Consider the following 23,519-nt stretch of genomic DNA (forward strand, 5'->3'; position numbering starts at 1 on the left):
GCGTGCCTTGCGTCCTACTTGGACTGCTTCGACATCGCGTCGAACTGCTGCGTGAGGTAGTTCTTGGTGTTGTTCAGGTTGTTGATCAGCACGTCGAGCTGGTTGAACTGCTTGCGATAGCGGTCGACCGTGGCGTCCACGCGCAGTTGCATCGCGTCGTACTGGGTGTCGAGTTCCTTGATGGTCGCCGTCACGCCGTCGCTGGCCACCTTCAGCGCGCCCTTGGTCACGTCGTCCACCAGCGCGTCGATCTGCTTGCCGTAGCCGGCCTTGCTGCCGGTAGCGCTGGAGAACAGGTTCGCCACGCCCTTGAGGTTGTTGGCCAGCGCCTTGTCCAGCTTGTCGGAGTCGACCGCCAGGGTGCCGTCCTTCTGGAAGGACACGCCGATCTCGGTCAGCACCTTCATGTCGTTCGTGCCGCCGGACTGCGGCGCCACGAGCGCCTGGCGGATGCGCGTCTGCAGGTTGCGCAGCGTGCTGTCGCCCACCAGCGCCGCGGCGGTCTTGGTGTCGGCGTCGTACGCGGTCAGCGTCTTGGCCGTGCTCTGCAGGCTGTTGTAGGCCTTCACGAAGTCGTTGATGGCCGTCTTCACGCCGGCCGTGTTCTCCTTCATGGACAGGCCGGTCTTGCCGGTGCCCACCAGCGTCAGCGTGGCGCCCTGGATGGCTTCCTTCACCGTGTTGGTCGGGCTGGTGACGTCGATGCCGTTGACGTTGAGCTTCGCGTTCTGCGCCGCCGAGGTCTGCTTCAGGCTCTGCGCGCCGGCGGGGTCGTTGTTCAGCAGGCCCTGCAGCGCCGCGTCGCCGTCGACCGCGATGCGCATGCTCGACTTCTCGCCGGTCTGCGTCGAGGTCAGCACCAGGCGGTTGGGCGTGCCGCTGCCGTCGTTCACGATGCTGGCCGTGACGCCCGCGTTCGCGCCGTTGATGGCGTTGCGGATGCCTTCCAGCGTATTGTTGGTCGAGTCGATGGTGATCGACTTGGCGGGCCGGCTCGCGTCGGCGGTGAAGGTGGCGCCGCTGTACTGGCCGGTCGCCGGGTCGAGCGTGCCGCCGGTGATGGCGCCGAAGTCGATGGTGATCTTGCCGGTGCCGATGGCGGCCTTGGCGTCGGCCTGGCCCGCGCTCACCAGCGTCTGCGACTGCGCGATCTGCGACACGTCGATGGTGTAGTTGCCCGCCGCGCTCGTGTCGGTGGCGGTTGCCGACAGGATGCCGCTGACGGTGGGCGTGCCCGTCACGCTCTGGAAGAACGTCGGGTCGCCGAGCTTCTTGGCCGCCGCCTGCAGCGTGGAGAGCGCGCTCTGGATCGTGCCGTAGGCCGACAGCTTGCTCGTGTAGCTCTTGGCCTTGGCCTGCAGCGCCACCATGGGCTGCTTCTCGGCGGTCTCGAGCTGCGTGAGCAGGGAGGCGAGGTCGAGGTTGGCGCCGACGCCGAGACTGCTGATGGTTGCCATGTGGATGCTTTCCTGTTTTTCCTTGATTGAGATTGCCGGTGCCCGCGTGCCGGCCTCAGGCCGCGTGGTCCACCAGCAGTCCGTTGCCGTCGTTCATCAGCTTCGCGATGCGCACGACTTCCTCGTTGGGAATCTGGCGGATGACCTCGCCGCTGGCGCGGTCCACCACCTTGACGATGACCATGTCGGTCTCCTTGTCGACCTCGAACTGCAGTCCGACCTCGCGCAGCGCGAGCGACTCGTTCACCTGGCGCACCGCCTGCTCCACCTGGACCGGCGTGGCGCCCTCCTTCGCGTCGTCCTTCTCGGCCGTGGCGGCGGCGGCAGAGGCCGCGCCCGCGGCGCCGCCGACGAGCAGCTGCGTCCACTGGTTGTCCTTCACGGAGTTCGCCGACACGGGGTTCAACATCATTTCCACCTTGCTGTGCTGGGTTCGCTGTTCTCTGCGGCCTCGCCTGGACCGGCATGGCCGCAGGGAACAGCGCAGGCACTCCCGGATTGCGCCAGGGGCCTGCGTCGGCCGGGTCCCAACCCAGGGGAGGGACCCGGCTTTCCTCTGACTTCTCAGTACCTTTCGATCAACGCAGGAGCGACAGCACGCCTTGCGTGGTCTGGTTGGCCTGCGACAGCACCGAGGTACCGGCTTGCTGCAGGATCTGGGCGCGCGTCATGTTCGACACTTCGACCGCGTAGTCGGCGTCCTGGATGCGCGAGCGCGACGAGGACAGGTTGACGACCGTGGTGCCGAGGTTGGCGATCACCGAGTCGAAACGGTTCTGCACAGCACCCAGGCTGCCGCGCAGCGTGTCGACCTTGGCCAGGGCTGCGTCGAGCGCGGCCAGCGGGTTGCTCGTCTTGGTGCCCTTGCTGGTCGTGTCCGTGGTCAGCTTGCCGGCGGAGTTGACGTAGGCCACAGCGCCCACGTCGGCTGCGTACTTGCCCGTGCCGGTCGTCGAGGCAACCGTCACTTCGCCGTTGACTGCGTTGACGTTGTAGCTCGTGGTGTACGACGCGGTCTTGGTCATCTCCTTGTCGTTGTCCATGTACGTGTCGCTGGACTGGCCACCGGCAGCGGCGAAGGTCACGGTCGAGGCGAAGATGCCCGAGCCCAGGTTCACCGTCGAGGCGGCGCCGGCGACGGCGGTCTTCACGTCGTCCTTCGAAACGGTCTTCGTGTAGGTGAAGCCCGAGTTCGCGGCAGCGCCGAAGTTGTAGGTCGTGCCGTTGAGCTGGACGCTGGATGCGCTGGCGGTGGTGTCGCCGCTGGCGAACAGGCCCGACAGCGTGGCGGCCGGAGGAGCGCCGACGTTGTTGGTCGTCAGGTTGCCGCCCGAGAGGTAGGCTGCCTGGCCGCCGATGGTGATCGCGCCGGCGCTGTCCACTTCGAAGTTGGTGGTGCCGCTGACGCCCGTGAAGGTGCCCGAGAACTTGTTGCCCGCGGTCGGCAGCAGCGTGCCGGCGAAAGCCGTGGTGGGAGCACCGGTGGCCACGGCGACGGTGGTCGTGAAGTTGCCGGCGGCGGCGTCGTACTTGTAGGTGGTCGCACCCACGACAGCCGTGTTGCCGTCCTGCATCGCGTCGACGGCCTGCTCGGCGGTCACTTTGGCGAAGCTGGTGGTCACGACGTAGGGGCCCGTGCCGGTGGCGCCGGCCTTGGTCAGGTCGTTGACGTTGGCCTTGGCGTTGGCCGACACGCCCTTGCCGTTGACGTTGAAGCCGTCCAGGCCCAGGGTCTTGGCGCTGATTTCCTGCAGGTCGATGTCGATGGTTTCACCGTCGTTCGCGCCGACTTGCACGGTCAGCTTGCCGGCGTCTGCCGACAGGACCTTCACGCCGTTGAACTGGGTCTGCTGCGAAACGCGATTGATTTCGTCCATGCGCTGGCCGATTTCAGCCTGGATGGAGTCCAGGTCGCTGGCCGAGTTCGTGCCCGTGCCGGCCTGCACTGCCAGTTCGCGGATGCGCTGCAGGTTGTTGTTGACTTCGGTCAGGGCGCCTTCCGTCGTCTGGGCGATCGAGATGCCGTCGTTGGCATTGCGGGTGGCTTGCGTCAGGCCCTTGATGTTGGCCGTGAAGCGGTTGGCGATGGCCTGGCCGGCGGCATCGTCCTTGGCGCTGTTGATGCGCATGCCCGAAGACAGGCGCTCGATGGCGCTGTTCAGCGCCGACTGCGACTTGTTCAGGTTGTTCTGCGTGAGCAGGGAGAGGCTGTTCGTGTTGATGACTTGCGCCATGTTCGACTCCTGATTGATGAAAAAAGGTTGTGGACTCCGGCTTTTGGCCGTAACGCTGGACCCGCTTCCACTTAGAGACTCAAGCCATCGTTGACTTGGTTATCGGCGGGGCCCTGCGAACCTTTAGGGGGCATGCACGAAAAAGTTGCGCGCCCCTCTCCACATCACCCGTTCACCCCTCAAGCCTGCAGGTTCATCACTTCCTGGTAGGCGGTCACGAGCCGGTTGCGAACCTGCAGCCCGGTCTGGAACGCGACGTTCGCCTTCTGCATGTCGACCATCACGTCGTTCAGCGCGACGCCGGGCTTGCCCAGCTCGAAGGACTCGGCCTGCGCATAGGCCTGCTGCTGGGCGCCGCTGATGTTGGCGAGCGAGCGCTTGAGTTCGGCCGCGAAGCCGCCGGCTTCGGCCGGGGCTGCCGTCTGCGGCGCGATGCCCGTCTGGACCGCGGTGGCCCGCATCTGCTGCAGGACCGATTCGATGGCGCTGATGGACATGGTGATCCTCTTCCTCTTGTTTGTCTGAACACTTCTGCGTGACTTGACACGGAGGGACCAGGGCCCTCCGGCTGGCTTGCAGCGTATCAAGGGAAGACCCCGATTCAAGCGCGCAACTGAGGGCGAAAACCCCGGCTGTTCGGCCATTCGAATTCCGGGTGACTGCTGACAATCGTCCGCGAAACGAACAGGCCGCGGACGACATCACCGGCCATCCGGAATGAAATCTCTAAACCGAAATTCCTCTCCCACCATGGCCATGGCCGCGACGAGGGCGCACCCATGAGCACGGCTGCGCCCGCGGACGCGCTGCCCCAGTCCGGCAACGGCCAGCCGGCCCTGCTCGACCGCCTCCGCGCGCAGCCGAGGCTGCCGCTGATCATCGGCGGCGCGGCCCTGGTGGCCGCCGCGGCCGCGTTCATGCTCTGGAGCCGCGGCCCCGAATACAAGGTGCTCTACACCAATGTGTCGGACCGCGACGGCGGCGCGATCATCGCGTCGCTGCAGCAGATGAACGTGCCCTACAAGTTCGCCGAAGGCGGCGGCGCGATCCTGATCGCGGGCGACAAGGTGGCCGAGACCCGCCTCAAGCTCGCGGCGCAGGGCCTGCCCAAGGCCGGCGGGGTGGGCTTCGAACTGATGGACAACCAGAAGTTCGGCACCAGCCAGTTCGCCGAGCAGGTCAACTACCAGCGCGGGCTCGAAGGCGAGCTGGCGCGCTCCATCGAATCCATCGGCGCCATCGAGTCGGCCCGGGTGCACCTGGCGCTGCCCAAGCCATCGCTCTTCGTGCGCGAGCAGAAGAAGCCCTCGGCCTCGGTGGTGCTCGCGCTGGCACGCGGTCGCAGCATCGATGAAGGCCAGGTCAGCGCCATCGTGCACATGGTGTCCAGCAGCGTGCCCGACCTCGACGCCAAGAGCGTGACCGTGGTGGACCAGCGCGGCAACCTTCTTTCTTCCGCGCGCGGCGCAGACCGCGGGCTGGACGTAAGCCAGCTGAAGTACGCGCAGGAGATCGAGCAGGGCTACATCCGCCGCATCGAGGCGATCCTGCAGCCCATCGTGGGCGCGAACAACGTGCGCGCGCAGGTGGCAGCGGACATCGACTTCTCTGTGGTCGAGCACACCGACGAGAAATACAAGCCCAACCAGGACCCTTCCCAGGCCGCCGTGCGCAGCCAGCAGAGCAGCGAATCGGCGCAGCACGGCGGCGGACAGCCCGGCGGCGTGCCAGGCGCGCTGTCGAACCAGCCGCCGGTGAACCCCGTTGCGCCGATCACCGGCCCGAGGGCACCGAACGCACCCGGAACCCCGCCCGCCCCCGGAACCCCGCCCGCCCCCGGAACGCCCGGCGCACCGGGTGCCCCCGGCACCGCCACCGCATCGACGACCGCGGCGCCCACCGGCCCGAGCAGCTCGCGCAAGGACACCACCACCAACTACGAGCTCGACCGCACCATCCGCCACGTGCAGCAGGCCGCCGGCGGCGTGAAGCGCCTGTCGGTCGCCGTCGTCGTGAACAACCGCGACGCGGTGGATGCCGCGGGCAAGACCGCCAGCCGCGCGCTGACGCCGGCCGAGTTGGAGCAGATCCGCAACCTCGCGAAGGAAGCCATGGGCTTCAGCCAGGAACGAGGAGACTCGCTCAACGTGGTGAACAGCGCCTTCGCCCGTGACACCGACAACGCTCCCGCGCCCGAGGTGCCGTTCTGGCGCGACCGCGAGAACCTCGACCTCGCCAGGATCGCCGGCCAGTACCTGCTGTACGCGCTGCTCGCGCTCTTCGCCTGGTTCGCGGTGCTGCGCCCGCTGATGCGCAAGCACCTGGCGCCCCCGCCCGCGCCGGCCGCTGCGGAAGCCCCGGCCGTGGTGGCCGCCGCCGCACCGGATGAGAACACGCCCTCCGCCGAGGAGAGCCTGCGCGAACGCGAGGCCAACCGCCGCAAGGCCGACATGGAATACGCCCACCAGACCGCCGACAAGGACCCGAAGGTGGTGGCGGCGCTGATCCAGCACTGGATGAACAACGATGAGTAGCGAACAGGGAACACGCAAGAGCGCCATCCTGCTGATGGCACTGGGCGAAGACCGCGCGGCGGCCGCGCTGCACCAGCTGCCCACCTCCGAGGTGCAGGCGCTGGGCCTCGCTATGTCGAAGCTCACCTCAGTCTCGAAGGAAGAGCTGGCCGAGGTGCTGGCCGAGTTCCGCAACGAGACCGAGCAGCTCTCGGCACTGCACCTGGGCTCGACCAGCTACATCCGCGCAGTGCTGCGCAAGGCGCTGGGCGAGGACCGCGCCAGCAACCTGCTGGAAGACATCCTGCAGCCCGACGAGCCGCACGGCGGCATCGAGCGGCTCAACGAGCTCGAGGCCGGCGAAGTGGCCGAGCTCATCCGCGACGAGCACCCGCAGATCCTCGCGACGCTGCTCGTGCACCTGGACCGCATGAAGGCCTCCGAGGTGCTCGAGAAGCTGCCCGCGCGCCTGCGCCACGACGTGATCATGCGCGTGGCCACCTTCGGCGGCGTGCAGCCCTCGGCCCTGAACGAACTGACCGACGTGCTCACGGAGATGCTCGCGGGCCAGGGCCTGCGCCGCAGCCGCCTGGGCGGCGTGCGCACCGCGGCCGAGATCGTCAACCTCATGAGCACCAGCGTGGAGGAAGAAGCCATCGCCCACGTGCGCGAGCAGGACGAGGCGCTGGCGCAGCGCATCGTCGACGAGATGTTCGTGTTCGAGAACCTGCTGGGCCTGGAAGACCGCAGCATCCAGCGCCTGCTCAAGGACATCGAGAGCGACTCGCTCATCATCGCCCTCAAGGGCGCGCCGATGGAGCTGCGCGACAAGTTCCTCAACAACATGTCGCAGCGCGCCGCCGAGACGCTGCGCGAGGACATGGAGCTGCGCGGACCTGTGCGCGTGTCGCAGGTCGAAACCGAGCAGAAGGCCATCCTGCAGGTCGCCCGCCGCCTGGCGGAGGCCGGCGAAATCGTGATCGCGACGCCTGGCACCGATGAGTTCGTCTGATTCCAACGGCAACTTCGGCGGCTTCGGCGAATCGCGCGAGCGGCTCGCCGCCATCCACGCCGCCGCGCGCCACGCCGCCGGCGGGCCGAGGACCGAGCGCACGCAGCCCAACCCGCCCGCGCTCTCGGCATGGGAGCGCTGGGAGATGGGCACCATCGACGGCAGCCCTCGCACGCCCACAGCCGCCGCCCGCAAGACGGCGGCCGAACGCCGGAACACCGCGCCGCCACCGCCGCCGCCCGCACCCAAGATCGACCTCGCCGATCTCGCGCGCATCCGCAAGGAAGCCCGCATCGACGGCGAAGCCGAGGGCCGCGCCGCCGGCCTTGCCGAAGGCCGCAAGGTGGGCCACACCGAGGGCCTGGCCACCGGCCTCGCGGCCGCCACCGCGCATGCCGAGCGCCTGCGCGCGCTGGCCCGGTCGCTGCCCGACGCGCTGCGCCGCGCGGAAGAGGAGCTTTCGCAGACGGTGCTCGCGCTCGCGCTCGACGTGGCGCGCCAGGTGGTGCACCGCACGCTCAAGGCCGAGCCCGAATGGGTGCTGCCCGTGGTACGTGACCTGCTCAACACCGAGCCGGCCCTGCGCGGCGAGCCGCGTCTCTTGCTGCACCCCGACGACGTGGCGCTGGTGAGAAGCAGCCTCGGCGAAGAGATCGAAGCCGCCGGCTGGCAGATGCGCGCCGACGACACCATCACCCGCGGCGGCTGCCGCGTGCAATCGGCCACCGGCGAACTCGACGGCACGCTGGAAACGCGCTGGAAACGCGTGACCGGCGCCCTCAACGGCGACGCCGACGGCCGGTCAGAAGCCCGTTGAGAGCCGCCATGCAGGCCACCGCCCCCAACCCCCATCTGCAGTCGGTGCTCGCCGCGCTCGAAAAAGCGCGCGCCAATGTGGCGGGCTGCGAAACCACCATCGCCTCGGGCCGCCTCACGCGCGCCGTGGGCCTGGTGCTCGAGGCCGTGGGCCTGCAGCTGCCCGTGGGCAGCGACTGCCTGATCGAGCTGCCGCCGGGCCATGCGCAACGGCACGCCGAGGCCGAAGTGGTCGGCTTCGCGGGCGACCGGCTCTTTCTGATGTCGCAGACCGAAGTGGCGGGCCTGCTGCCCGGCGCGCGCGTGTATGCGCGGCCCGGCGCACCCGAGCCCGATGCGGCGGGAACCGTCGGCGGCGGCAATGCGCACACCAAGCGCCTGCCGGTCGGCGAAGGCATGCTCGGCCGGGTGGTCGACGCGGCCGGCCGTCCGCTCGACGGGCTGGGCCCGCTCGACATGGCCCGCAAGGTGCCGCTGAGCTCGCCGCCCATGAACCCGCTGACGCGCGCGCCGATCGATTCGGTGCTCGACGTGGGCGTGCGCGCCATCAACGGCATGCTCACCGTGGGCCGCGGCCAGCGCATGGGCCTGTTCGCCGGCTCGGGCGTGGGCAAGAGCGTGCTGCTGGGCATGATGGCGCGCTACACCAGCGCCGAGGTCATCGTGGTCGGCCTGATCGGCGAACGCGGCCGCGAGGTGAAGGACTTCATCGAGAACACGCTGGGCGAAGAGGGCCTGGCACGCGCGGTGGTGGTGGCGGCGCCGGCCGACAACTCGCCGCTGCTGCGCCTGCAGGGTGCGGCCTACGCGACCTGCCTGGCCGAGTACTTCCGCGACCGCGGCAAGGACGTGCTGCTCATCATGGACTCGCTCACCCGCTACGCAATGGCGCAGCGCGAGATCGCGCTGGCCGTGGGCGAGCCGCCGGCCACCAAGGGCTATCCGCCCTCGGTGTTCGCCAAGCTGCCGGCGCTGGTGGAGCGCGCCGGCAACGGCGAGCGCGACGCCAACGGGCGCGGCGGCTCCATCACGGCCTTCTACACGGTGCTTTCGGAGGGCGACGACCAGCAGGACCCCATCGCCGACTCGGCGCGCGCGATTCTCGACGGCCACGTGGTGCTCTCGCGCACGCTGGCCGAGGCCGGGCACTACCCGGCGATCGACATCGAAGCCTCCATCAGCCGCGCCATGACCGCGCTGATCCCGTCCTCGCAGTTCGACACCGTGCGCCGCTTCAAGCAGATGCTCTCGCGCTACCAGCGCAACCGCGACCTGATCAGCGTGGGCGCCTACGCGCCCGGCCACGACCTGCAGCTGGACCAGGCGATCGCGATGTACCCGCGCATCGAGGGCTTCCTGCAGCAGTCGATGGACGAGCGCACGGACTATGCCGAATCCATCGCCCGCCTGGAAAACCTGTTCGAAGGCGAGCCGCGCACACCCACTCCGCAAAGAAGCAAAAGATGACACGCAAGCTCCCTCTCGGCATGCTGATCGACCTGGCGCACACGCAGACCGACGACGCCGCGCGGCGCCTGGGCGCGCTGCAGAACGCGCACCTGGACGCCAGCCAGAAGCTCGACCTGCTGCTGCAGTACCGGCAGGACTACCACGAGCAGCTCGACGCCCTGATGCGCGACGGCCTGCCCTCCTCGCAGTGGCGCAACTACCGCAACTTCCTCGGCACGCTGGACAACGCCATCGAGCAGCAGCGCGCCATTGCCGCACAGACCGGCACCCGGCTGGACCACGGCCGCGACGACTGGCAGCAGCAGCGCCGACGCCTGAGCTCCTTCGACACGCTGGCCGAGCGCGTGCGCATGCAGGAGCTGATGGCCGAGGCCAAGCGCGAGCAGCGCGACAGCGACGAGCGCGCGGCGCGCAAGTTCTTCGACCGCGCCTCGCATCCGACCCTTTGAGAAACAGAAACATCCGCACGCAGGACCCGACATGCCTTCCATGATCATGCCCCCCGTCACGACGAATGCCGCAGCACAGCCCGCGGCCGCGCAGGCCGCCTCGCGCGGGCGCGGCGCGGACGAGGCGCAGGGCCCAAGCTTCGGCGCGGCGCTGGAGCGCTCGCGCGCCAACGGCGGCGGCCAGGCCGGTACGGCGGAGAAGGACGGCAGCACGTCGGACGTGGCCGCCATCGACCGCAAGGCCGCGCGCAAGCCCGGCGCGGATGAGGACACGAAGAAGGAAGACGCTCCGCTCGCCGACCCGAACCTCGCATTCCTCGCGCAGGCGAACTCGCCGCTGCACGCGCTGACGCTCGCGGGCCGGTCGGCGGCGCAGGCGGCGGGCGAAGGCACTGCCGACGGGCTTGCGAAGACGACGCCGGCAGACGCCACCACCGACGTGGCTCTCGATCCGGCCCTGCAGGCGCTTTCGGCGAAGACAGCCGCCGGCACGGCCGCTGTCGCCGCCGATGCAGCGGACACGGCCGAGGCCGCGGCCAAGGCCGCGAAGGAGGCCGTCGCGCAGAAGCCCGCCGCAGCCGCCGCGCAAGCCGCGCCCCTGCAAGCGGATGCCGCGCCCGCCGGCTCGCTGCACGATGCGGCCCGCGCCGCCATCGCGGCGCAGACCATGGCCGTGGGCTTCGCGAAGCCGGTATCCGCCCCCGCGAGCCCATCCGTGGGCACCGCAGCGACCGGCCGCGGCCCCGCATCGCGCGCGCCCATCGGCACCACCACCGCCGAGCAGCTCGCGAGCGCGGCGCAACCGGCGACAACAAACGATGCGCAGGCCGCCAAGGCCACCGTGGCTGCAAGCCCTGTCGCCGCCACGACCGATGGCGCGGACAGCCAGCCCGCCATCGACCCCGTCGCGCTGCAGCAGCCAGCCGCGGTGACGGCGTCGTCCCCGGAGCGCGCGGGCGACACCGCGGCCGCCGCGCGCGCCCCGGCCCACACCATCGCGCCCGAAGTCGGCAGCGACAAATGGGCGCCGGCCCTGGGCCAGCAACTGCTGCGCATGAGCGCCAGCGGGCACCACACGGCCGAGCTCAACCTGAACCCGGCCGGCCTCGGCCCGCTGAAGGTCACGCTGTCGATGGGCGACAACCAGGCGCAGGCGATGTTCGTCTCGGCGCACGAGAGCGTGCGCAAGGCCGTCGAGGCCGCGCTGCCGCAGTTGCGCAACTCGCTGTCGGAGCAAGGCATCACGCTGGGCCAGACCTCGGTCGGCGCGGAAACGCGCCAGCCCAACGGCAACGACGCCGCCTTCGCGCAGCAACAACAGGGCCAGCAGCAGGGCGCGGCGCGGCAGCAGGCCACGGCCTCCTACCCCGGCGCCGGACGCACGGCGGCCGGTGCACCGGCGCCCGCCGTCGCCGCCACGCGCCCCGCCGCCGCCAACTCGCGCTCCGGCATCGACACCTTCGCCTGAGGCAGCGAGGCACGCAGCAACCCATCTTCACCCCCCGCCCCGCGACGGCGCCCCATGGAAGGCGCCGCGCAATGAACGGATATGAAACGCCTTTGTGCGCTTGTTCGGCCGTTCGTCCGCGAGGGACTTCGAAAAGAATAGACCGGACAAGAAAAACCGCTTCAACATGGCTCCCCCAACATCTGTCGCAAACGCCGCACCGGCCTCCGCCTCGCTGCCCGCCCCGCGCCGCTCATCGAAGCTGCTGATCGGGGTCGTGCTGGCCGTCGGCCTTCTCGCAGCGGCCGGCGCCGCCGCGTACGTCTTCCTGCCGCGCTTCACGGGCGCCGCCTCCACGGAAGCGGCCAAGCCGCCGGTTCCCGAAAAGCCCATCTTCGTGATGCTCGACCCGCTGACGGTGAACCTGCAGGCGGAGGGCCGCAGCCGCTTCCTGCAGATCGGCATGGCGCTGCGCGTGCGCGACGAGCATGCCAAGGCGCAGATCGTCGAGTTCATGCCCGAGCTGCGCAGCCGGCTGCTGGTGCAGCTGTCGAACCGCGCGCCCGAGTCGCTGGTCACGCCGGAGGACAAGGCCAGGCTGGCCGAGGAAATCCGCACCGCGCTGAACGCACCGCTGACGCCGCAGACGCCCGAGCTGGGCATCTCCAGCGTCTCGTTCAACATCTTCGTCGTGCAGTGAGCACCACGTCACCATCCTCCGGACGACAAGCGATCCATGGCGTATGAACAGGTGCTCTCGCAGGACGAGGTCGATGCGCTGCTGCAAGGCGTCACCGGCGACGTCGACCAGGCGCCCCCTCCCCCACCGCCGAAGGACGGGCTGCCCGCCTACGACCTCGGCGCGCCCGACCGCGTGGTGCGCAACCGCATGCACACGCTGGAGGTCATCAACGACCGCTTCGCGCGCGGCCTGCGCAGCGCGCTGCTGAACTTCATGCGGCGCAGCCCCGACATCTCGGTGGGGCCGGTGCAGATCCAGCAGTTCGGCGAGTTCGTGCGGCACCTGCCGGTGCCCGCGAACATCAACATGATCCACATGAAGCCGCTGCGCGGCACCGCCCTCTTCGTGTTCGACCCGAAGCTGGTGTTCCTCGTGGTGGACAACCTCTTCGGCAGCGACGGGCGCTACCACGTGCGCGTGGAAGGCCGCGACTTCACGCGCACCGAGCAGCGCATCATCAAGCGCCTGCTCGACCTGTCGCTGCAGTGCTACGGCGAGGCGTGGCAGCCGGTGTTCCCGCTGGACTTCGACTACGTGCGCGCAGAGATGCACGGCAAGCTCGCCAACATCGTCGCGCCCAACGAAGTGGTGATCAACACCACGCTGCAGATCGAGTTCGGCCCCATCGGCGGCTTCCTGCACGTGTGCCTGCCCTACTCGATGATCGAGCCGATCCGCGACCTGCTGTCCAACCCGATCCAGGACGAGGTCGAGGTCGACAAGCGCTGGGTCACGCAGATGTCGCGCCAGATGCAGTCCGCCGACGTGGAGCTGGTGGCCGACTTCGTGACCATGCCCTCGACCATCGGCGAAGTGATGAAGCTGCGCGCCGGCGACGTGATTCCCATCGAGCTGCCGGAAACGGTCGTCGCCAAGGTGGGCGGCGTGCCGGTGATGGAGTGCGGCTACGGCATCTCCAACGAACGCTATGCACTGCGCGTGCAGAACATGATCACCCATCAAGACAGCGACCTGAAGAACGAACATGACTGACAACACATCCTCCGCCGGCAGCGAAGCGGACGACTGGGCCAGCGCGCTGGCCGAGCAGACGGCAGCCACCTCGGCGGCAGCCGCGCCGGCTCCCGCCGTGGCGCCCGCCACCGCGCAGGTCTTCCAGCAGATCCAGGACGCGCCTGCCGCGTCGCCCCTGCCGGCCGGCAGCAACGCCACGGCGGTGGACATCGCGCGCGTGCTCGACGTGCCGGTGCAGCTCACCGCCGAGATCGGCCGCACGCGCATCACCATCAAGAACCTGCTGCAGCTGTCGCAGGGTTCGGTGGTGGAGCTCGACGGACTGGCCGGCCAGCCGCTGGACGTGCTGATCAACGGCTACCTGATCGCGCAGGGCGAGGTGGTGGTGGTGAACGAGAAGTACGGCATCCGCCTGACCGACATCGTCACCCCCTCCGAGCGCATGCAGAAGCTCGCGCGGGCATGAGCCTCCCCACCGTGCCCACGCCCGTCCACGAAGTGGCGCCGGCCGCCGTCGGAGCCTCGGGCCTGCTGCAGGCGGGCTTCGGCATGGCGATGGTGGTGGGCCTGATCTTCCTTTGCGCCTGGCTGGCGCGCCGCTTCGGCCTGCAGCGGCTGGGCGGCGGCCACCTGGTGAAGGTGGTTTCGAGCGCCGCAGTCGGTCAGCGCGAGCGCGTGGTGGTGGTCGAAGTGGCCGACACCTGGCTGGTGCTGGGCGTCACGCCCAGCCAGGTCAATACGCTGCACACGCTGCCGGCGCAGGCCCAGACGCAGACCCAGCAGGCCAGCGCGGCATCGGCATCTACGCCCGCGACTCCCGTCGAACTCTTCGCCCGCAAGCTGCGCGAATCGCTCACCGGCAAGACGCAGCAGCCTCGGCAACACCACCCCGCCCCATGACCCGCCCCGCATTGCGCCGCGGCCTGCGCGCCGCGCTGCTGCTGCTCGCCGCCGCCCTGGTGCCCGCAGCCGCATGGACCCAGGGCCTGCCCGGCATCACCAGCACGCCCGGCCCCGGCGGCAGCCAGACCTGGTCGCTGAGCGTGCAGACCATGGTGCTGCTGACTTCGCTCACCTTCCTGCCCGCGCTGCTGCTGTCGATGACCAGCTTCACGCGCATCCTCATCGTGCTGGGCCTGCTACGCACCGCCATCGGCACGCAGACCTCGCCGCCCAACCAGATCCTGGTGGGGCTGTCGCTGTTCCTTACCTTCTTCGTGATGGCGCCGGTACTCGACAAGGCCTACGACGAGGCCTACAAGCCCTTCTCCGAGAACAGGATCAGCGCCGAGAAGGCCATGGAGCGCGGCATCGCGCCCTTCAAGACCTTCATGCTCAAGCAGACCCGCGAGAGCGACCTCGCTCTCTTCGCACGGCTGGCCAAGGTGCCTGAGATGCAGGGCCCCGAAGACGTGCCTCTGCGCATCCTGCTGCCTTCCTTCGTCATCAGCGAGCTGAAGACGGCCTTCCAGATCGGCTTCACCATCTTCATTCCCTTCCTCATCATCGACCTCGTGGTGGCGAGCGTGCTGATGTCCATGGGCATGATGATGGTGCCGCCGGCTTCCATCGCGCTGCCCTTCAAGCTGATGCTCTTCGTGCTGGCCGACGGCTGGCAGCTGCTCATCGGCGCGCTGGCGCAGAGCTTCTACCTCTAGGGCACGACCGGAGATGACACCCGAATCCGTCATGACCATGGGCCACCGGGCCATGGAGATCTCGCTGCTGATCGGCGCGCCGCTGCTGCTGGTGGCGCTGGTCATCGGCCTGGTGGTGAGCATCTTCCAGGCCGCCACGCAGATCAACGAGGCCACGCTCTCCTTCATCCCGAAGCTGCTCGCGGTGTTCGCGACGCTGGTGGTCGCGGGCCCGTGGATGCTCGACCGCATGCTGGACTACATGCGCGCGCTGTTCTCGGGCATACCGCAGCTGCTGGCCTGACGGGCTCGCCTTCGACGTGACGCCGTCGATCGTCTCCGTCACCTCGGCCCAGCTCGAGGGCTGGATCGTCGCCTTCCTCTGGCCTTTCGTGCGCATGCTGGCGCTCGTGAGCACCGCGCCCGTCTTCGGCGAGCCTTGGGTGCCGCGCCAGGTGAAGGTGGCCATGGCCGCCATGCTGGCCTTCGTGGTCTCTCCCACCATCGGACCGATGCCCGCCGTGCCGGTGGTGTCGGCGGGAGGCATCTGGATCATCCTGCAGCAGGTGCTGATCGGCGCGGCCATGGGCTTCAGCATGCGGCTGGTGTTCGCGGCAGTGCTGGCGGCGGGCGAATACATCGGCCTGCAGATGGGCCTGTCCTTCGCGTCCTTCTTCGATCCGATGAGCCATGGCAGCACCATGGTGGTGGCACGGCTGCTGAACATGCTCGCGATGCTGATCTTCCTGGCGCTCGACGGGCACCTGCTGATGCTCAACGCCCTGGCCGAGAGCTTCCACACCCTGCCCGTGGCCGATGCGCCGCTGGCTTCCGGTGGCTGGATGTTCCTGGTGCTGGGCGGGGGCGAGATCTTTTCCAGCGGGCTGATGCTGTCGCTGCCGCTCATCACCGCGCTGCTCACGCTGAACCTGGCCATGGGCATCCTGAACCGCGCCTCGCCGCAGTTCAGCATCTTCGCGGTGGGCTTTCCGCTGACGCTGCTGGCGGGCATCTTCATGCTGCAGCTGCTGATGCCGAACCTGGGCGCCTTCCTGGAGCCGCGCTTCGCGCAGGGCATCGCGGGCATGCTGCGGTTCACGCAGGGGCTGCGGCCCTGATCCAAGGCTCCCGCGAATCCCCGGCTTGCAGCTTCGCCTAGGCTTCGTCCGGTCTGTCGACCATGGAACGGATCTCGCGCCTGCGCCACTGCTCAAGGCGCTGGGTATAGCGCGGCGCAATCCGGTCGAAGTTCTCCCAGCCGTCCTGCGTCATCGCTTCGCCCGGCTTGCGCCAGCTGTTGCTGTCGCCGAACACTTCCTCCGTGTCGAACAGCGCCGACGCCTTCTCGGGCTCCATCAGGCGGTTCATGTAGGCGTGGCAGAAGGCCTCATGCTCGGGGCGCACGTCGTTTCGCCACAGCAATCCGCCCAGGCTGGAAGACAGGAAGGCCAGCGGAGACAGCTCCCGCTGGCGCAGCGCATCGAGCTGGCCGGCGGCCAGCCGGTCTTCCCGCAGGATGCCGTTGAGCGCGCACCAGCTCGCGAAGAAGCCTTCTTCCACGGAATGCTCCGGCTTGCTGCCGGGATAGACGGTGGCGTAGGTCTCCTCCTCGTCCACGCCCAGCAGCATGTGCTTGGGCAGGCCATCGGAGTTCATGGAGACCTTCGCCCGCAGGCCCTCCCCGGGAGCCGGCAGCGTGAAGCGCACTTCCTCCACCGCGCCTTCGACCCGCCGCCTGAAGCGCTCGCCCAGCGCCGCGTCGTCCATCTTCCAGTCGAAGCCCGCGGGCAGCGAACCGCGGTAATTCGGATAGATGAAGGCGGCCGACACCCAGGTGACCCACTTGCGGCCGTCCTTGCGCGGCGGGAAATGCGAGCGCGTGGCCAGGTTCATCTCTGCAATGACTTCGATGCCGAGCTTGCGATTGCCGATGTCGCAGCGGTTGCCCGGCGTCGCGTTCTTGAAGGGCTTCTTGCCGAGGGCTTCCGCAAGCCGGATGGCGGCGGGGTCGTCGATGCGTTTGCCGAGGGCGTCGAGCAGCAGAGGGGTCAGGTCTTGCGAAGTGGTCATGCTGGATGGAGTTTCGGCTTCGAATTGGATTGAAGGCGACGCATTATGGAGGCCGCGGCGTGCCTGCCCCGCACCACCGTCGGGGAGTTCAACCCGCGCCGTGCAAGGCGAACCTGTCCTTGCCCATGCGCTTCGCCTCGTACAGCGCCACATCGGCCTCCCGCATCAGCTCCGCCGGAATGCGATGGCCGGCCACGCCGGAGATGCCCACGCTCACAGTGACGAGACGGCCTTCGATGCGGATGCCGCGCACCTGCTCGATGATGCGCGCGGCCATCGCCTGCGCATGCGCCGTGCCGCCGCCCGTCAGCACGACGCCGAACTCCTCGCCGCCGAGCCTGCCCAAGGCATGGCCGAGCGCGGCCTCCCTGAGCACTGCCGCGACGCGCTGCAGCGCCAGGTCGCCGGCCGCATGGCCGAAGTCGTCGTTGATTTTCTTGAAGTCGTCCACGTCGATCATCAGGAAGCATCCGTCGCCGAGCCGCCCCTGCTCGTGAAGATGCTGGACGTCGGCCAGGAGCTTGCGGCGGTTGGGAATGCCCGTGAGCACGTCCTTGTAGGCGAGCGCTTCTAGCTCCTGGCGCAGTCTCAGGCTCTCTCGGTGCAGCGTCGTGAAGATGACGTTCAGCAGCAGCCCCATCATGATGGTTCCGCAAGGCATCAGCAGGGTCCAGCCGGAATCCAGGCCATGGGGAGTGCCCACCCAGTCGCCGCGCCCCATGATCAGCCATGCCCCTGCGCTCGCCAGCGCCGACAGGCTCAGCCGGGAGAAAAGCGGCGCGCCCACCACCGAGACGATCACGCTCATGGAGATCGCCCACACCTCTCGATCGGGGCTTTCCGACATGAGCATGGAAAAGCCCAGGCAGAGCAGCCAGACGGAGATGATCGAGAAGAACGAAAGGAATCGGGTCGCGCAGCTTGCGGCGATCGACACGACCACGCAGCATGCGAGCAGCGCCAGCTGCCAGGTCGCGTAGTGGTAGCTCGGATCCGCAAGCCACCATGCGGCCGCCCAGAACACGAGCCCCATCAGCTGCGTGCCCAGTGAGATCGGCTTGATGAGCCGGAGATAGTCTTCCAGCCGGGCCCGCTCGTCGATGGATGAATGGCGAAGGATCATGATCGGAGACCTGCAACCTGGTGGTTCACGCCGCTCGCGCGGTCGGATGGACACTGGGAGGACAGCAGCTCTTCGCTCTCAGACCCGTATCGGCCTCGGGCTCCTGAGCGTTCCGTCCGCGCAGAACGCGCCCTTGCGGCGGGCCATCTGGATCAGTTCGTCCATCGGAACCGCCCTGGAGAAAAGGTACCCTTGACCGAAGAGCACGCCCATCTCCAGCAGTAGCGCGGACTGGGCCTCGGTCTCCACGCCCTCCGCGACGAGCGCCGCGTTGTAGCGGGTCGCGCTCTCCAGCGCGAGCGCGACGGCCTCGCGCATGCGCGGCTGGTCAATGCGCGCGATCATGCTGTGGTCGATCTTCACTTCGGTGAACGGAATGGTCGCCAGTGTGGTCAGCGCGGAATAGCCGGTGCCGAAGTCGTCGAGCGACAGGCCCACGCCCGCGCGCTGCAGCACGACGATGTTGGCGCGTACCGTTTCCACGTCGGGCACGTGGCCGCTTTCGGTGATCTCGATGAAGAGAAGCTGCGGCGGAACGCTCAGCAGGTCGAGAAAAGCCAGCACGCGATCGCCGAAGCGCGGAAGCGTCAGCGTAGTCGCGGAGATGTTGACGGCCAGCGGTATCGGGTAGCCTGCCGCGAGGCAGCGCTTGATGTCGCGCGCGACCACCTCCAGGGTGCACCACTCGAATTGCGACAGCAGCTGGTGGCGGGTCGCGATCTCGATCACGTAGGGCGGCGGCAGTGGCTGCTGCTTCACCGACTGCGCCCGCAGCAGGGCTTCTGCCCCGCACACGTGGCGCGTCATCAGGTGGAACTTGGGCTGGTACTGCATTGGCGGGTTCGCCGTGTGGATCCATTCGATCAGCTGGCGGCGCACGTCTTCGTCCTTATCGGACTGCTCCGCGAAGGACGAATGGAAGTAGCGGACCATCTGTTCGTTGCTCTGCAGGGCGAGGCTCAGGTCGCGCAGTATCGAGGCGACGTTGACCTGCGGCCCCATCCGCGCGTTCGAGACACCGATGCGCAGCTGCAGCTGCATGTAGGCGACATGGGTGTTGCGCAGCGCCGCCATCGCTTCCGCCTGCACCCTCAGCGCCATCTGCTCCTGCTCCATCCACTCCAGCGACACGCCCTGCAGCACGACGATCAGCGAAAGATCACTGAACTGATAGATCCGGGGCTTGAAGGCTTCCAGCGTCCGGCCGGCCTGCCCTTGGGTCAGACTCGAGGAAAGCTCGCCCCAGAAGTGGTCCGTCCAGTCGTGGCCGAGGGCGCGCACCATTTCCTTGAGATTCGCGACCTGGAAGGTCATCAGCACATGCTGCCTGTCGCCGGCCGCCAGCAACTCTTCGAGGAATTCCCCGAGCGCAAGCCGGTTCGGAAGCCCGGTCAGCAGGTTGGTGTGCGACATGGAGAGCGCACGGGCATGAGACTCGCGTTCCCTCGCTTCCCTGCGAAGCAGGGCGAGCATGCAGCCGATGATCAGCAGCGACAGCGCGCAGCCGAGGATGCGAAGCGCGAAAACGCGCGCGTTGATGTGCGAAGGAACCAGCGCGAGCACCTGGATCAGCCCGGTGGCGAGCATGGAGAACGCCACCCGCACCAGCCATGCGTTGCGCACGTCGCGCCAGCCGAAGGAGGTGATCGGCTTGTAGCCGATGCGGTAGTGCATGACGATGCCGCCGAGGACCAGCATGGACATGTCGAGCACGAAGGCAGGCGCCTGGTGCGCTCCTCCGAAGAGAAACCGGCCGCCCACGAGCAGCGCCCAGCAGATGCCCCCGCCGCGCCAGCCGCCCAGCATGCCCGCCATGAAGAGCAGGTCGGAGCCGATGTACGGCTTGGACGGCAGGTTCATCAGCTGGAACGCCATCGCGAGCAGCACGAAGCCGGTGAGGCCCAGCGTCCAGCCATAGAAGCTGGCGCGCGCGTTCAGCACCGCCTCGCCCCCCTTCGACACGTTCGACAGCATCAGCACCAAGCTGAAGACGCCCAGCATCGCCGCCGACTGCATCAGCAGAATGGGATAGTTGGCCAGTTCGGCCTTCCACGCGGAAAGAACGAATTCCCACATGCCCGTGCTCCCTGGTTTTCTTGCCACGCTGCCCGCGCCTTCGCGGACACCTCACCTGCTCGTCGTGCCTGCGCTTGCAGCCCTGCGACGCGGCACCCGTCTTACGCCTTCGGACCCGGCGCTCAAGGACTTTTTTTTGTTCTCTTTTTGCTTGTTTGTTGTTTCTTCAAAAGCCGTCGGCCGGATCCCGCGGCGCCCTTTTTCCACGCTACAGGTAATTGAACAACGAGATGCTGTTCAGCCTGGCGAAGGTCATCTGTGTCGCCTGCAGCGAGGACTGGCGCTGATAGAACTCCGCGATCGCGCTGTACGGGTCGAGGTCCTCGATGGAGGACAGGTACGCCTCCTCCTGCAGCTTGCGCGCCGCGCCGCCCGAATCCAGCGCGTCGATCTCGCTCCGGCGCGAACCCACCGACGACAGCACCGTGAGCACGTTGTCGTGCGCGTTCGTCACCTTCACGTTGGCAGTGGCAAGCGCGTTCTGCAGTTTGGCCTGCGCGGCCGCGCCGCCGCCGGCCAGCGGAGTGCGCAGCGCGGTCACCAGTTCGCCGATGGCGGCGAACACGTCGGTGCCGGCGTTCTGCGCGGTGGATACGTCGAAGCTGTCGCCCGCCGCCGGCGTGCCGGTGAACTTGATCTGCACGCCGCCGAAGGAGATGGGCGTGTCCGGCGTGATCGGGCCGGTGGCCGCGACCACGGGCGGCGTGTCCTTGGTCGTCACCGTGTAGTCGGTGGCGCTGAAGGTGATGGTGAAGTCCTTGCCGTAGTTGGGCGCGGTGGCGTTGGTCACGCTCACCGGGCCGAACACGCCGGTGCCGGTGTTGCTCGCGGCGGCCGAGGCCACGTAGCCCGCGCTGCCCTGCACCGACTGGAAGATGGCGCGGCCGTCGTCCGAGGTCGGCATCTGGCGCGCCACGTCGACCTGCATCAGCCGCTGGCCCTGGTCGCCCACGTATTGCACGCCGCCGCCGGCCGCGGTCACGAAGGGCGGCGAGCCGCTCTTGAAGCCCGCGAACAGGTACTGGCCGTTGCCGTCGTCGGTGTTGGCCACGCCCACGAGCTGGTCGTAGGCGCTCTGGATGGCGGTGGCGAGCGATGCGCGGTCGGCATCCGAGATCGTGCCGTTGCCGGCCGCCACGGTGAGCGTCTTGATGTTCTGCAGGATCGAGGTGACCGAGTCGAGCGCGTTCTCCTCGGTCGACAGCGCCAGCGACGCACGCTGGCGGCTGGTGGCGTACTGCGAGATCTCCGACAGCGACTGGCTGGTGCCCAGCGCGCGCGCCGCGCCCACCGGGTCGTCGCCGGCCGAGAGAAACCTGGAGTTGGTCGCCAGCTGTTGCTGGACCCTGAACAGCTTCTGCTGCTGCTGGCCCATGGCCAGGACGTTCTGCTCGTAGAAGGATTGGGTGCTGATGCGCATCGCTTTGCCTGCCTTGCCTTGCCTTGAATCTTTGCCTTTGGGGAAGCCGGGAGAATCCGCTATCGGGCTCAGCCCCGGATGCCGAGGATGGCGTCGAAGATGGTCGACGCGGTCTGGATCACCTTCGCGTTGGCCTGGTACATCTGCTGGAACATCAGCAGGTTGGCGGTTTCCTCGTCCTGGTTCACGCCAGAGATCGCCTGCTGGCTGGCCTTGATCTGGCTCGTGACGCTGTCCTGCGTGGTGGCCGCCACCTTGATGGCCATCGCGCGGTTGCCCACCTCGCTCACGATCTGCGAGTACGCGCCGTTGAAGGTCGCGGTGCCATTGGCCATGGTGGTCTTGCGCTGCAGCGCGCCCAGCAGCAGCGCGTTGCTGCCGTCGGACACGCCGCCCGTGTTCTTGCCGATGGTGAAGGTGTCGCCCTGCGAGGGCGCGCCGGTCATGCTGACGGTGACGCCGTCGAAGCTCATCTTCGCGCCGGCGGTGTAGGGCACGGGCGCGCCGGCCGCATAGGTGGTGATGGAGCCGTTGGCCAGCGTGACCGTCACGGCGGAGGTGGCGGGAAAGCCGGTGAGGTTGCCGGTGGTGGCGTCGAAGCTCAGCGTGACCGTGCCGGCCAGCGGCGTGGCGGAATAGCCCGCGTTCACCGTGGCCGCGCCCAGTGCACCGCTGCCCTTGTTGCCGGCGGTGTTGCCGGTGACGATGGGCGAGGCGGCGGCCACCTTGGCGGGGTCGCGTGTCAGCACGTCGAGATCGCGCGCGCCGGTGCGCGTGGGCTGGATCAGGAACGAATCGCCCGCCTGCGCCGTACCGGTGCCGGCCGAGACGCTCACGCCGTCGAAGCTGATGGGGAAGGTGGTGAAGCTGCCCATCGAGGTCTTGTCCGAAAGGCGGGTGACCGTGTAGGTGAGCGTGCCCGCCACGTCGGTGACGCTCACGCTGTAGTCGCTGGCCGTGAGCTGCGAGGCATTCGTCAGCGTGGCGTCGAGTTCGAGATTGCCCGCGTTGTTCGCGTTGGAGATCGCGCCCGGCACGGACTGCGTGAAGAAGTCCTTGCCCAGCGCGCCGTTGAGGTCCACGCCCAGCTTGTGCTGCGCGTTCACCGCGTCGGACACCGACATGGCCAGCCGGCCGATCGCGTTCTGCGTGGGAATGAGGGTATCGCTGCGGAAGGACAGCAGGCCGCCGAGCGAACCGCCGGTGATGGCGCCGTCGGGCAGCTCGGCGGTGTTGCCGGCGAAGCCCTGCAGGGCGATGGCCTTGCGCGTCGGGTCGGCGGCGGAGTTCACCGCCGCCATGCTGGCGGCATAGTCGCCGACCACCAGCGACTGGCCGGTGGCGATGAACACGTTGTACTTGCCATTGTCCTGCTGCAGCACCTTCACGTCCACGATCTGGCTCAGCTGGCTCACCAGCTGGTCGCGCTGGTCGAGCAGGTCGTTGGGCGGCTGGCCGCCGGCCATTGCGCTGATCTGGCTGATCTGCTGGTTGAGGCCGGCGATCTTGCTGGCGTAGGTGTTGATCTGGTCGACGCTGCCCACGATCTGGTCGTTGACCGAGGAGTTCAGGTCCGACAGGTACTGGTCGGTCGCGCGGAACTTGCTGGCCAGCGCCTGCGCCGAGCTGATCATCTGCTGGCGCGCGGCCGGGTCGGCCGGCGTGTTGGCCACGCCCTGCACGCTGGTGAAGAAGCTCTGCATCAGCGGTGCGATGCCCGAGGTCTTGTCGGCCAGCAGCGTGTCGATGCGGTTGATCTGCGTGCTGTTGGCGGCGAGCGCGGCCGAGGCCGACTGCGCCGAGGAGAGCTGCGCCGTGAGGTAGCGGTCGTAGCTGCGCGAGATGGTCGAGACGTTGGCGCCCGAGCCGATGAAGCCAGAGCCGCTGGAGATGGCGCTGCCGGTGGCGATCTCCGCCACCTGGCGGCTGTAGCCCGCGGTGTACACGTTGGCTGTGTTGTGGGCCGTGGTCATCAGCGCGGTACGGGCGACGCCCAGACCGCTCAGACCCGTGTAGAACAAACTTCCGGACATATGGCTTTACCTGTCGATGAGGTGTGTGTGAGTTGGATTGGCACC

General features: G+C 68.3%; 22 protein-coding genes. 13 read left to right on the forward strand and 9 right to left on the reverse strand.

Annotation, left to right across the window (positions count from 1 at the left end; translation table 11 throughout):
- Positions 1-14 precede the first annotated feature (14 nt).
- From fliD to fliE, 4 genes are all read right to left on the reverse strand, one after another.
- On the reverse strand, positions 15-1,457 hold the full coding sequence (gene fliD, locus ABL843_RS23875) for a flagellar filament capping protein FliD (protein ID WP_369661097.1): 1,443 nt from the start codon (positions 1,455-1,457) through the stop codon (positions 15-17).
- Positions 1,458-1,512: 55 nt separating this feature from the next.
- Entirely contained in the window at positions 1,513-1,869 is a 357-nt protein-coding gene (locus ABL843_RS23880; RefSeq protein WP_184641075.1) for a flagellar protein FlaG, read from the reverse strand.
- A gap of 166 nt (positions 1,870-2,035) precedes the next feature.
- A complete protein-coding gene (locus tag ABL843_RS23885; RefSeq protein ID WP_184641074.1) occupies positions 2,036-3,691 on the reverse strand; it encodes a FliC/FljB family flagellin in 1,656 nt (551 codons plus the stop codon).
- A gap of 179 nt (positions 3,692-3,870) precedes the next feature.
- Positions 3,871-4,188, reverse strand: coding sequence for a flagellar hook-basal body complex protein FliE (gene fliE / locus ABL843_RS23890; RefSeq protein WP_126023313.1), 318 nt, complete (start codon positions 4,186-4,188; stop codon positions 3,871-3,873).
- Between the two features lie 282 nt (positions 4,189-4,470).
- On the opposite strand from fliE, the gene fliF reads away from it, so the two are divergent.
- The 13 genes from fliF (at position 4,471) to fliR (ending at position 15,870) form a co-directional block, all read left to right on the forward strand.
- Positions 4,471-6,225, forward strand: a complete 1,755-nt coding sequence (gene fliF, locus ABL843_RS23895) for a flagellar basal-body MS-ring/collar protein FliF (RefSeq protein ID WP_418117576.1) — start codon at positions 4,471-4,473, stop codon at positions 6,223-6,225.
- Positions 6,218-7,216 carry a flagellar motor switch protein FliG gene (gene fliG, locus ABL843_RS23900; RefSeq protein WP_126023311.1) on the forward strand — a complete coding sequence of 333 codons (999 nt, stop codon included), beginning with the start codon at positions 6,218-6,220 and terminating at the stop codon, positions 7,214-7,216. The genes fliF and fliG overlap by 8 nt, the downstream gene beginning before the upstream one ends.
- Positions 7,203-8,033 carry a flagellar assembly protein FliH gene (gene fliH, locus ABL843_RS23905; protein WP_418117577.1) on the forward strand — a complete coding sequence of 277 codons (831 nt, stop codon included), beginning with the start codon at positions 7,203-7,205 and terminating at the stop codon, positions 8,031-8,033. The genes fliG and fliH overlap by 14 nt, the downstream gene beginning before the upstream one ends.
- An 8-nt stretch (positions 8,034-8,041) precedes the next feature.
- Positions 8,042-9,499 carry a flagellar protein export ATPase FliI gene (gene fliI / locus ABL843_RS23910; RefSeq protein WP_418117579.1) on the forward strand — a complete coding sequence of 486 codons (1,458 nt, stop codon included), beginning with the start codon at positions 8,042-8,044 and terminating at the stop codon, positions 9,497-9,499.
- On the forward strand, positions 9,496-9,951 hold the full coding sequence (gene fliJ / locus ABL843_RS23915; RefSeq protein ID WP_126023309.1) for a flagellar export protein FliJ: 456 nt from the start codon (positions 9,496-9,498) through the stop codon (positions 9,949-9,951). Before fliI ends, fliJ begins: the two co-directional genes overlap by 4 nt.
- A gap of 31 nt (positions 9,952-9,982) precedes the next feature.
- Positions 9,983-11,419: a flagellar hook-length control protein FliK gene (locus ABL843_RS23920; RefSeq protein WP_418117580.1), complete on the forward strand. Its 1,437-nt coding sequence runs from the start codon at positions 9,983-9,985 to the stop codon at positions 11,417-11,419.
- A 166-nt stretch (positions 11,420-11,585) separates the two neighbouring features.
- On the forward strand, positions 11,586-12,098 hold the full coding sequence (fliL, locus tag ABL843_RS23925; protein ID WP_126023308.1) for a flagellar basal body-associated protein FliL: 513 nt from the start codon (positions 11,586-11,588) through the stop codon (positions 12,096-12,098).
- 36 nt (positions 12,099-12,134) lie between these two features.
- Positions 12,135-13,133 carry a flagellar motor switch protein FliM gene (fliM, locus tag ABL843_RS23930; RefSeq protein WP_126023307.1) on the forward strand — a complete coding sequence of 333 codons (999 nt, stop codon included), beginning with the start codon at positions 12,135-12,137 and terminating at the stop codon, positions 13,131-13,133.
- A complete protein-coding gene (fliN, locus tag ABL843_RS23935; RefSeq protein ID WP_126023306.1) occupies positions 13,126-13,581 on the forward strand; it encodes a flagellar motor switch protein FliN in 456 nt (151 codons plus the stop codon). The genes fliM and fliN overlap by 8 nt, the downstream gene beginning before the upstream one ends.
- Entirely contained in the window at positions 13,578-14,015 is a 438-nt protein-coding gene (gene fliO, locus ABL843_RS23940; RefSeq protein WP_184641070.1) for a flagellar biosynthetic protein FliO, read from the forward strand. The genes fliN and fliO overlap by 4 nt, the downstream gene beginning before the upstream one ends.
- Positions 14,012-14,773: a flagellar type III secretion system pore protein FliP gene (fliP, locus tag ABL843_RS23945; RefSeq protein ID WP_260319401.1), complete on the forward strand. Its 762-nt coding sequence runs from the start codon at positions 14,012-14,014 to the stop codon at positions 14,771-14,773. The genes fliO and fliP overlap by 4 nt, the downstream gene beginning before the upstream one ends.
- 13 nt (positions 14,774-14,786) lie before the next feature.
- Positions 14,787-15,056 (forward strand): flagellar biosynthesis protein FliQ, encoded by a 270-nt coding sequence (gene fliQ, locus ABL843_RS23950; protein WP_126023304.1) that lies wholly within the window; start codon positions 14,787-14,789, stop codon positions 15,054-15,056.
- 28 nt (positions 15,057-15,084) lie between these two features.
- A complete protein-coding gene (gene fliR, locus ABL843_RS23955; protein WP_165909663.1) occupies positions 15,085-15,870 on the forward strand; it encodes a flagellar biosynthetic protein FliR in 786 nt (261 codons plus the stop codon).
- Between the two features lie 37 nt (positions 15,871-15,907).
- On the opposite strand, the gene ABL843_RS23960 is transcribed toward fliR, so the two are convergent.
- The 5 genes from ABL843_RS23960 to flgK all read right to left on the reverse strand — a co-directional run bounded on the left by ABL843_RS23960 (position 15,908) and on the right by flgK (position 23,474).
- Positions 15,908-16,822 carry a hypothetical protein gene (locus ABL843_RS23960; RefSeq protein WP_418117581.1) on the reverse strand — a complete coding sequence of 305 codons (915 nt, stop codon included), beginning with the start codon at positions 16,820-16,822 and terminating at the stop codon, positions 15,908-15,910.
- A gap of 88 nt (positions 16,823-16,910) precedes the next feature.
- Positions 16,911-17,945 (reverse strand): GGDEF domain-containing protein, encoded by a 1,035-nt coding sequence (locus ABL843_RS23965; RefSeq protein ID WP_418117582.1) that lies wholly within the window; start codon positions 17,943-17,945, stop codon positions 16,911-16,913.
- Between the two features lie 78 nt (positions 17,946-18,023).
- Positions 18,024-20,021, reverse strand: a complete 1,998-nt coding sequence (locus tag ABL843_RS23970; RefSeq protein ID WP_184641068.1) for an EAL domain-containing protein — start codon at positions 20,019-20,021, stop codon at positions 18,024-18,026.
- Positions 20,022-20,229: 208 nt separating this feature from the next.
- The gene (flgL, locus tag ABL843_RS23975) at positions 20,230-21,441 is read right to left on the reverse strand and encodes a flagellar hook-associated protein FlgL (RefSeq protein ID WP_418117583.1); all 1,212 of its coding nucleotides are present in this window, start codon (positions 21,439-21,441) and stop codon (positions 20,230-20,232) included.
- 68 nt (positions 21,442-21,509) lie between these two features.
- A complete protein-coding gene (flgK, locus tag ABL843_RS23980) occupies positions 21,510-23,474 on the reverse strand; it encodes a flagellar hook-associated protein FlgK (protein ID WP_418117584.1) in 1,965 nt (654 codons plus the stop codon).
- Positions 23,475-23,519: the final 45 nt, after the last annotated feature.

Source organism: Variovorax sp. 350MFTsu5.1 (genome assembly GCF_048302515.1).
Classification (GTDB): domain Bacteria; phylum Pseudomonadota; class Gammaproteobacteria; order Burkholderiales; family Burkholderiaceae_C; genus Variovorax; species Variovorax guangxiensis.

Excerpts from the sequence above, each read along its gene's own strand:
- fliD (WP_369661097.1), bottom strand. The coding sequence starts at position 1,457 with ATGGCAACCATCAGCAGTCTCGGCGTCGGCGCCAACCTCGACCTCGCC.
- ABL843_RS23880 (WP_184641075.1), bottom strand. The coding sequence starts at position 1,869 with ATGATGTTGAACCCCGTGTCGGCGAACTCCGTGAAGGACAACCAGTGG.
- ABL843_RS23885 (WP_184641074.1), bottom strand. The coding sequence starts at position 3,691 with ATGGCGCAAGTCATCAACACGAACAGCCTCTCCCTGCTCACGCAGAAC.
- fliE (WP_126023313.1), bottom strand. The coding sequence starts at position 4,188 with ATGTCCATCAGCGCCATCGAATCGGTCCTGCAGCAGATGCGGGCCACC.
- fliF (WP_418117576.1), top strand. The coding sequence starts at position 4,471 with ATGAGCACGGCTGCGCCCGCGGACGCGCTGCCCCAGTCCGGCAACGGC.
- fliG (WP_126023311.1), top strand. The coding sequence starts at position 6,218 with ATGAGTAGCGAACAGGGAACACGCAAGAGCGCCATCCTGCTGATGGCA.
- fliH (WP_418117577.1), top strand. The coding sequence starts at position 7,203 with ATGAGTTCGTCTGATTCCAACGGCAACTTCGGCGGCTTCGGCGAATCG.
- fliI (WP_418117579.1), top strand. The coding sequence starts at position 8,042 with ATGCAGGCCACCGCCCCCAACCCCCATCTGCAGTCGGTGCTCGCCGCG.
- fliJ (WP_126023309.1), top strand. The coding sequence starts at position 9,496 with ATGACACGCAAGCTCCCTCTCGGCATGCTGATCGACCTGGCGCACACG.
- ABL843_RS23920 (WP_418117580.1), top strand. The coding sequence starts at position 9,983 with ATGCCTTCCATGATCATGCCCCCCGTCACGACGAATGCCGCAGCACAG.
- fliL (WP_126023308.1), top strand. The coding sequence starts at position 11,586 with ATGGCTCCCCCAACATCTGTCGCAAACGCCGCACCGGCCTCCGCCTCG.
- fliM (WP_126023307.1), top strand. The coding sequence starts at position 12,135 with ATGGCGTATGAACAGGTGCTCTCGCAGGACGAGGTCGATGCGCTGCTG.
- fliN (WP_126023306.1), top strand. The coding sequence starts at position 13,126 with ATGACTGACAACACATCCTCCGCCGGCAGCGAAGCGGACGACTGGGCC.
- fliO (WP_184641070.1), top strand. The coding sequence starts at position 13,578 with ATGAGCCTCCCCACCGTGCCCACGCCCGTCCACGAAGTGGCGCCGGCC.
- fliP (WP_260319401.1), top strand. The coding sequence starts at position 14,012 with ATGACCCGCCCCGCATTGCGCCGCGGCCTGCGCGCCGCGCTGCTGCTG.
- fliQ (WP_126023304.1), top strand. The coding sequence starts at position 14,787 with ATGACACCCGAATCCGTCATGACCATGGGCCACCGGGCCATGGAGATC.
- ABL843_RS23960 (WP_418117581.1), bottom strand. The coding sequence starts at position 16,822 with ATGACCACTTCGCAAGACCTGACCCCTCTGCTGCTCGACGCCCTCGGC.
- ABL843_RS23965 (WP_418117582.1), bottom strand. The coding sequence starts at position 17,945 with ATGATCCTTCGCCATTCATCCATCGACGAGCGGGCCCGGCTGGAAGAC.
- ABL843_RS23970 (WP_184641068.1), bottom strand. The coding sequence starts at position 20,021 with ATGTGGGAATTCGTTCTTTCCGCGTGGAAGGCCGAACTGGCCAACTAT.
- flgL (WP_418117583.1), bottom strand. The coding sequence starts at position 21,441 with ATGCGCATCAGCACCCAATCCTTCTACGAGCAGAACGTCCTGGCCATG.
- flgK (WP_418117584.1), bottom strand. The coding sequence starts at position 23,474 with ATGTCCGGAAGTTTGTTCTACACGGGTCTGAGCGGTCTGGGCGTCGCC.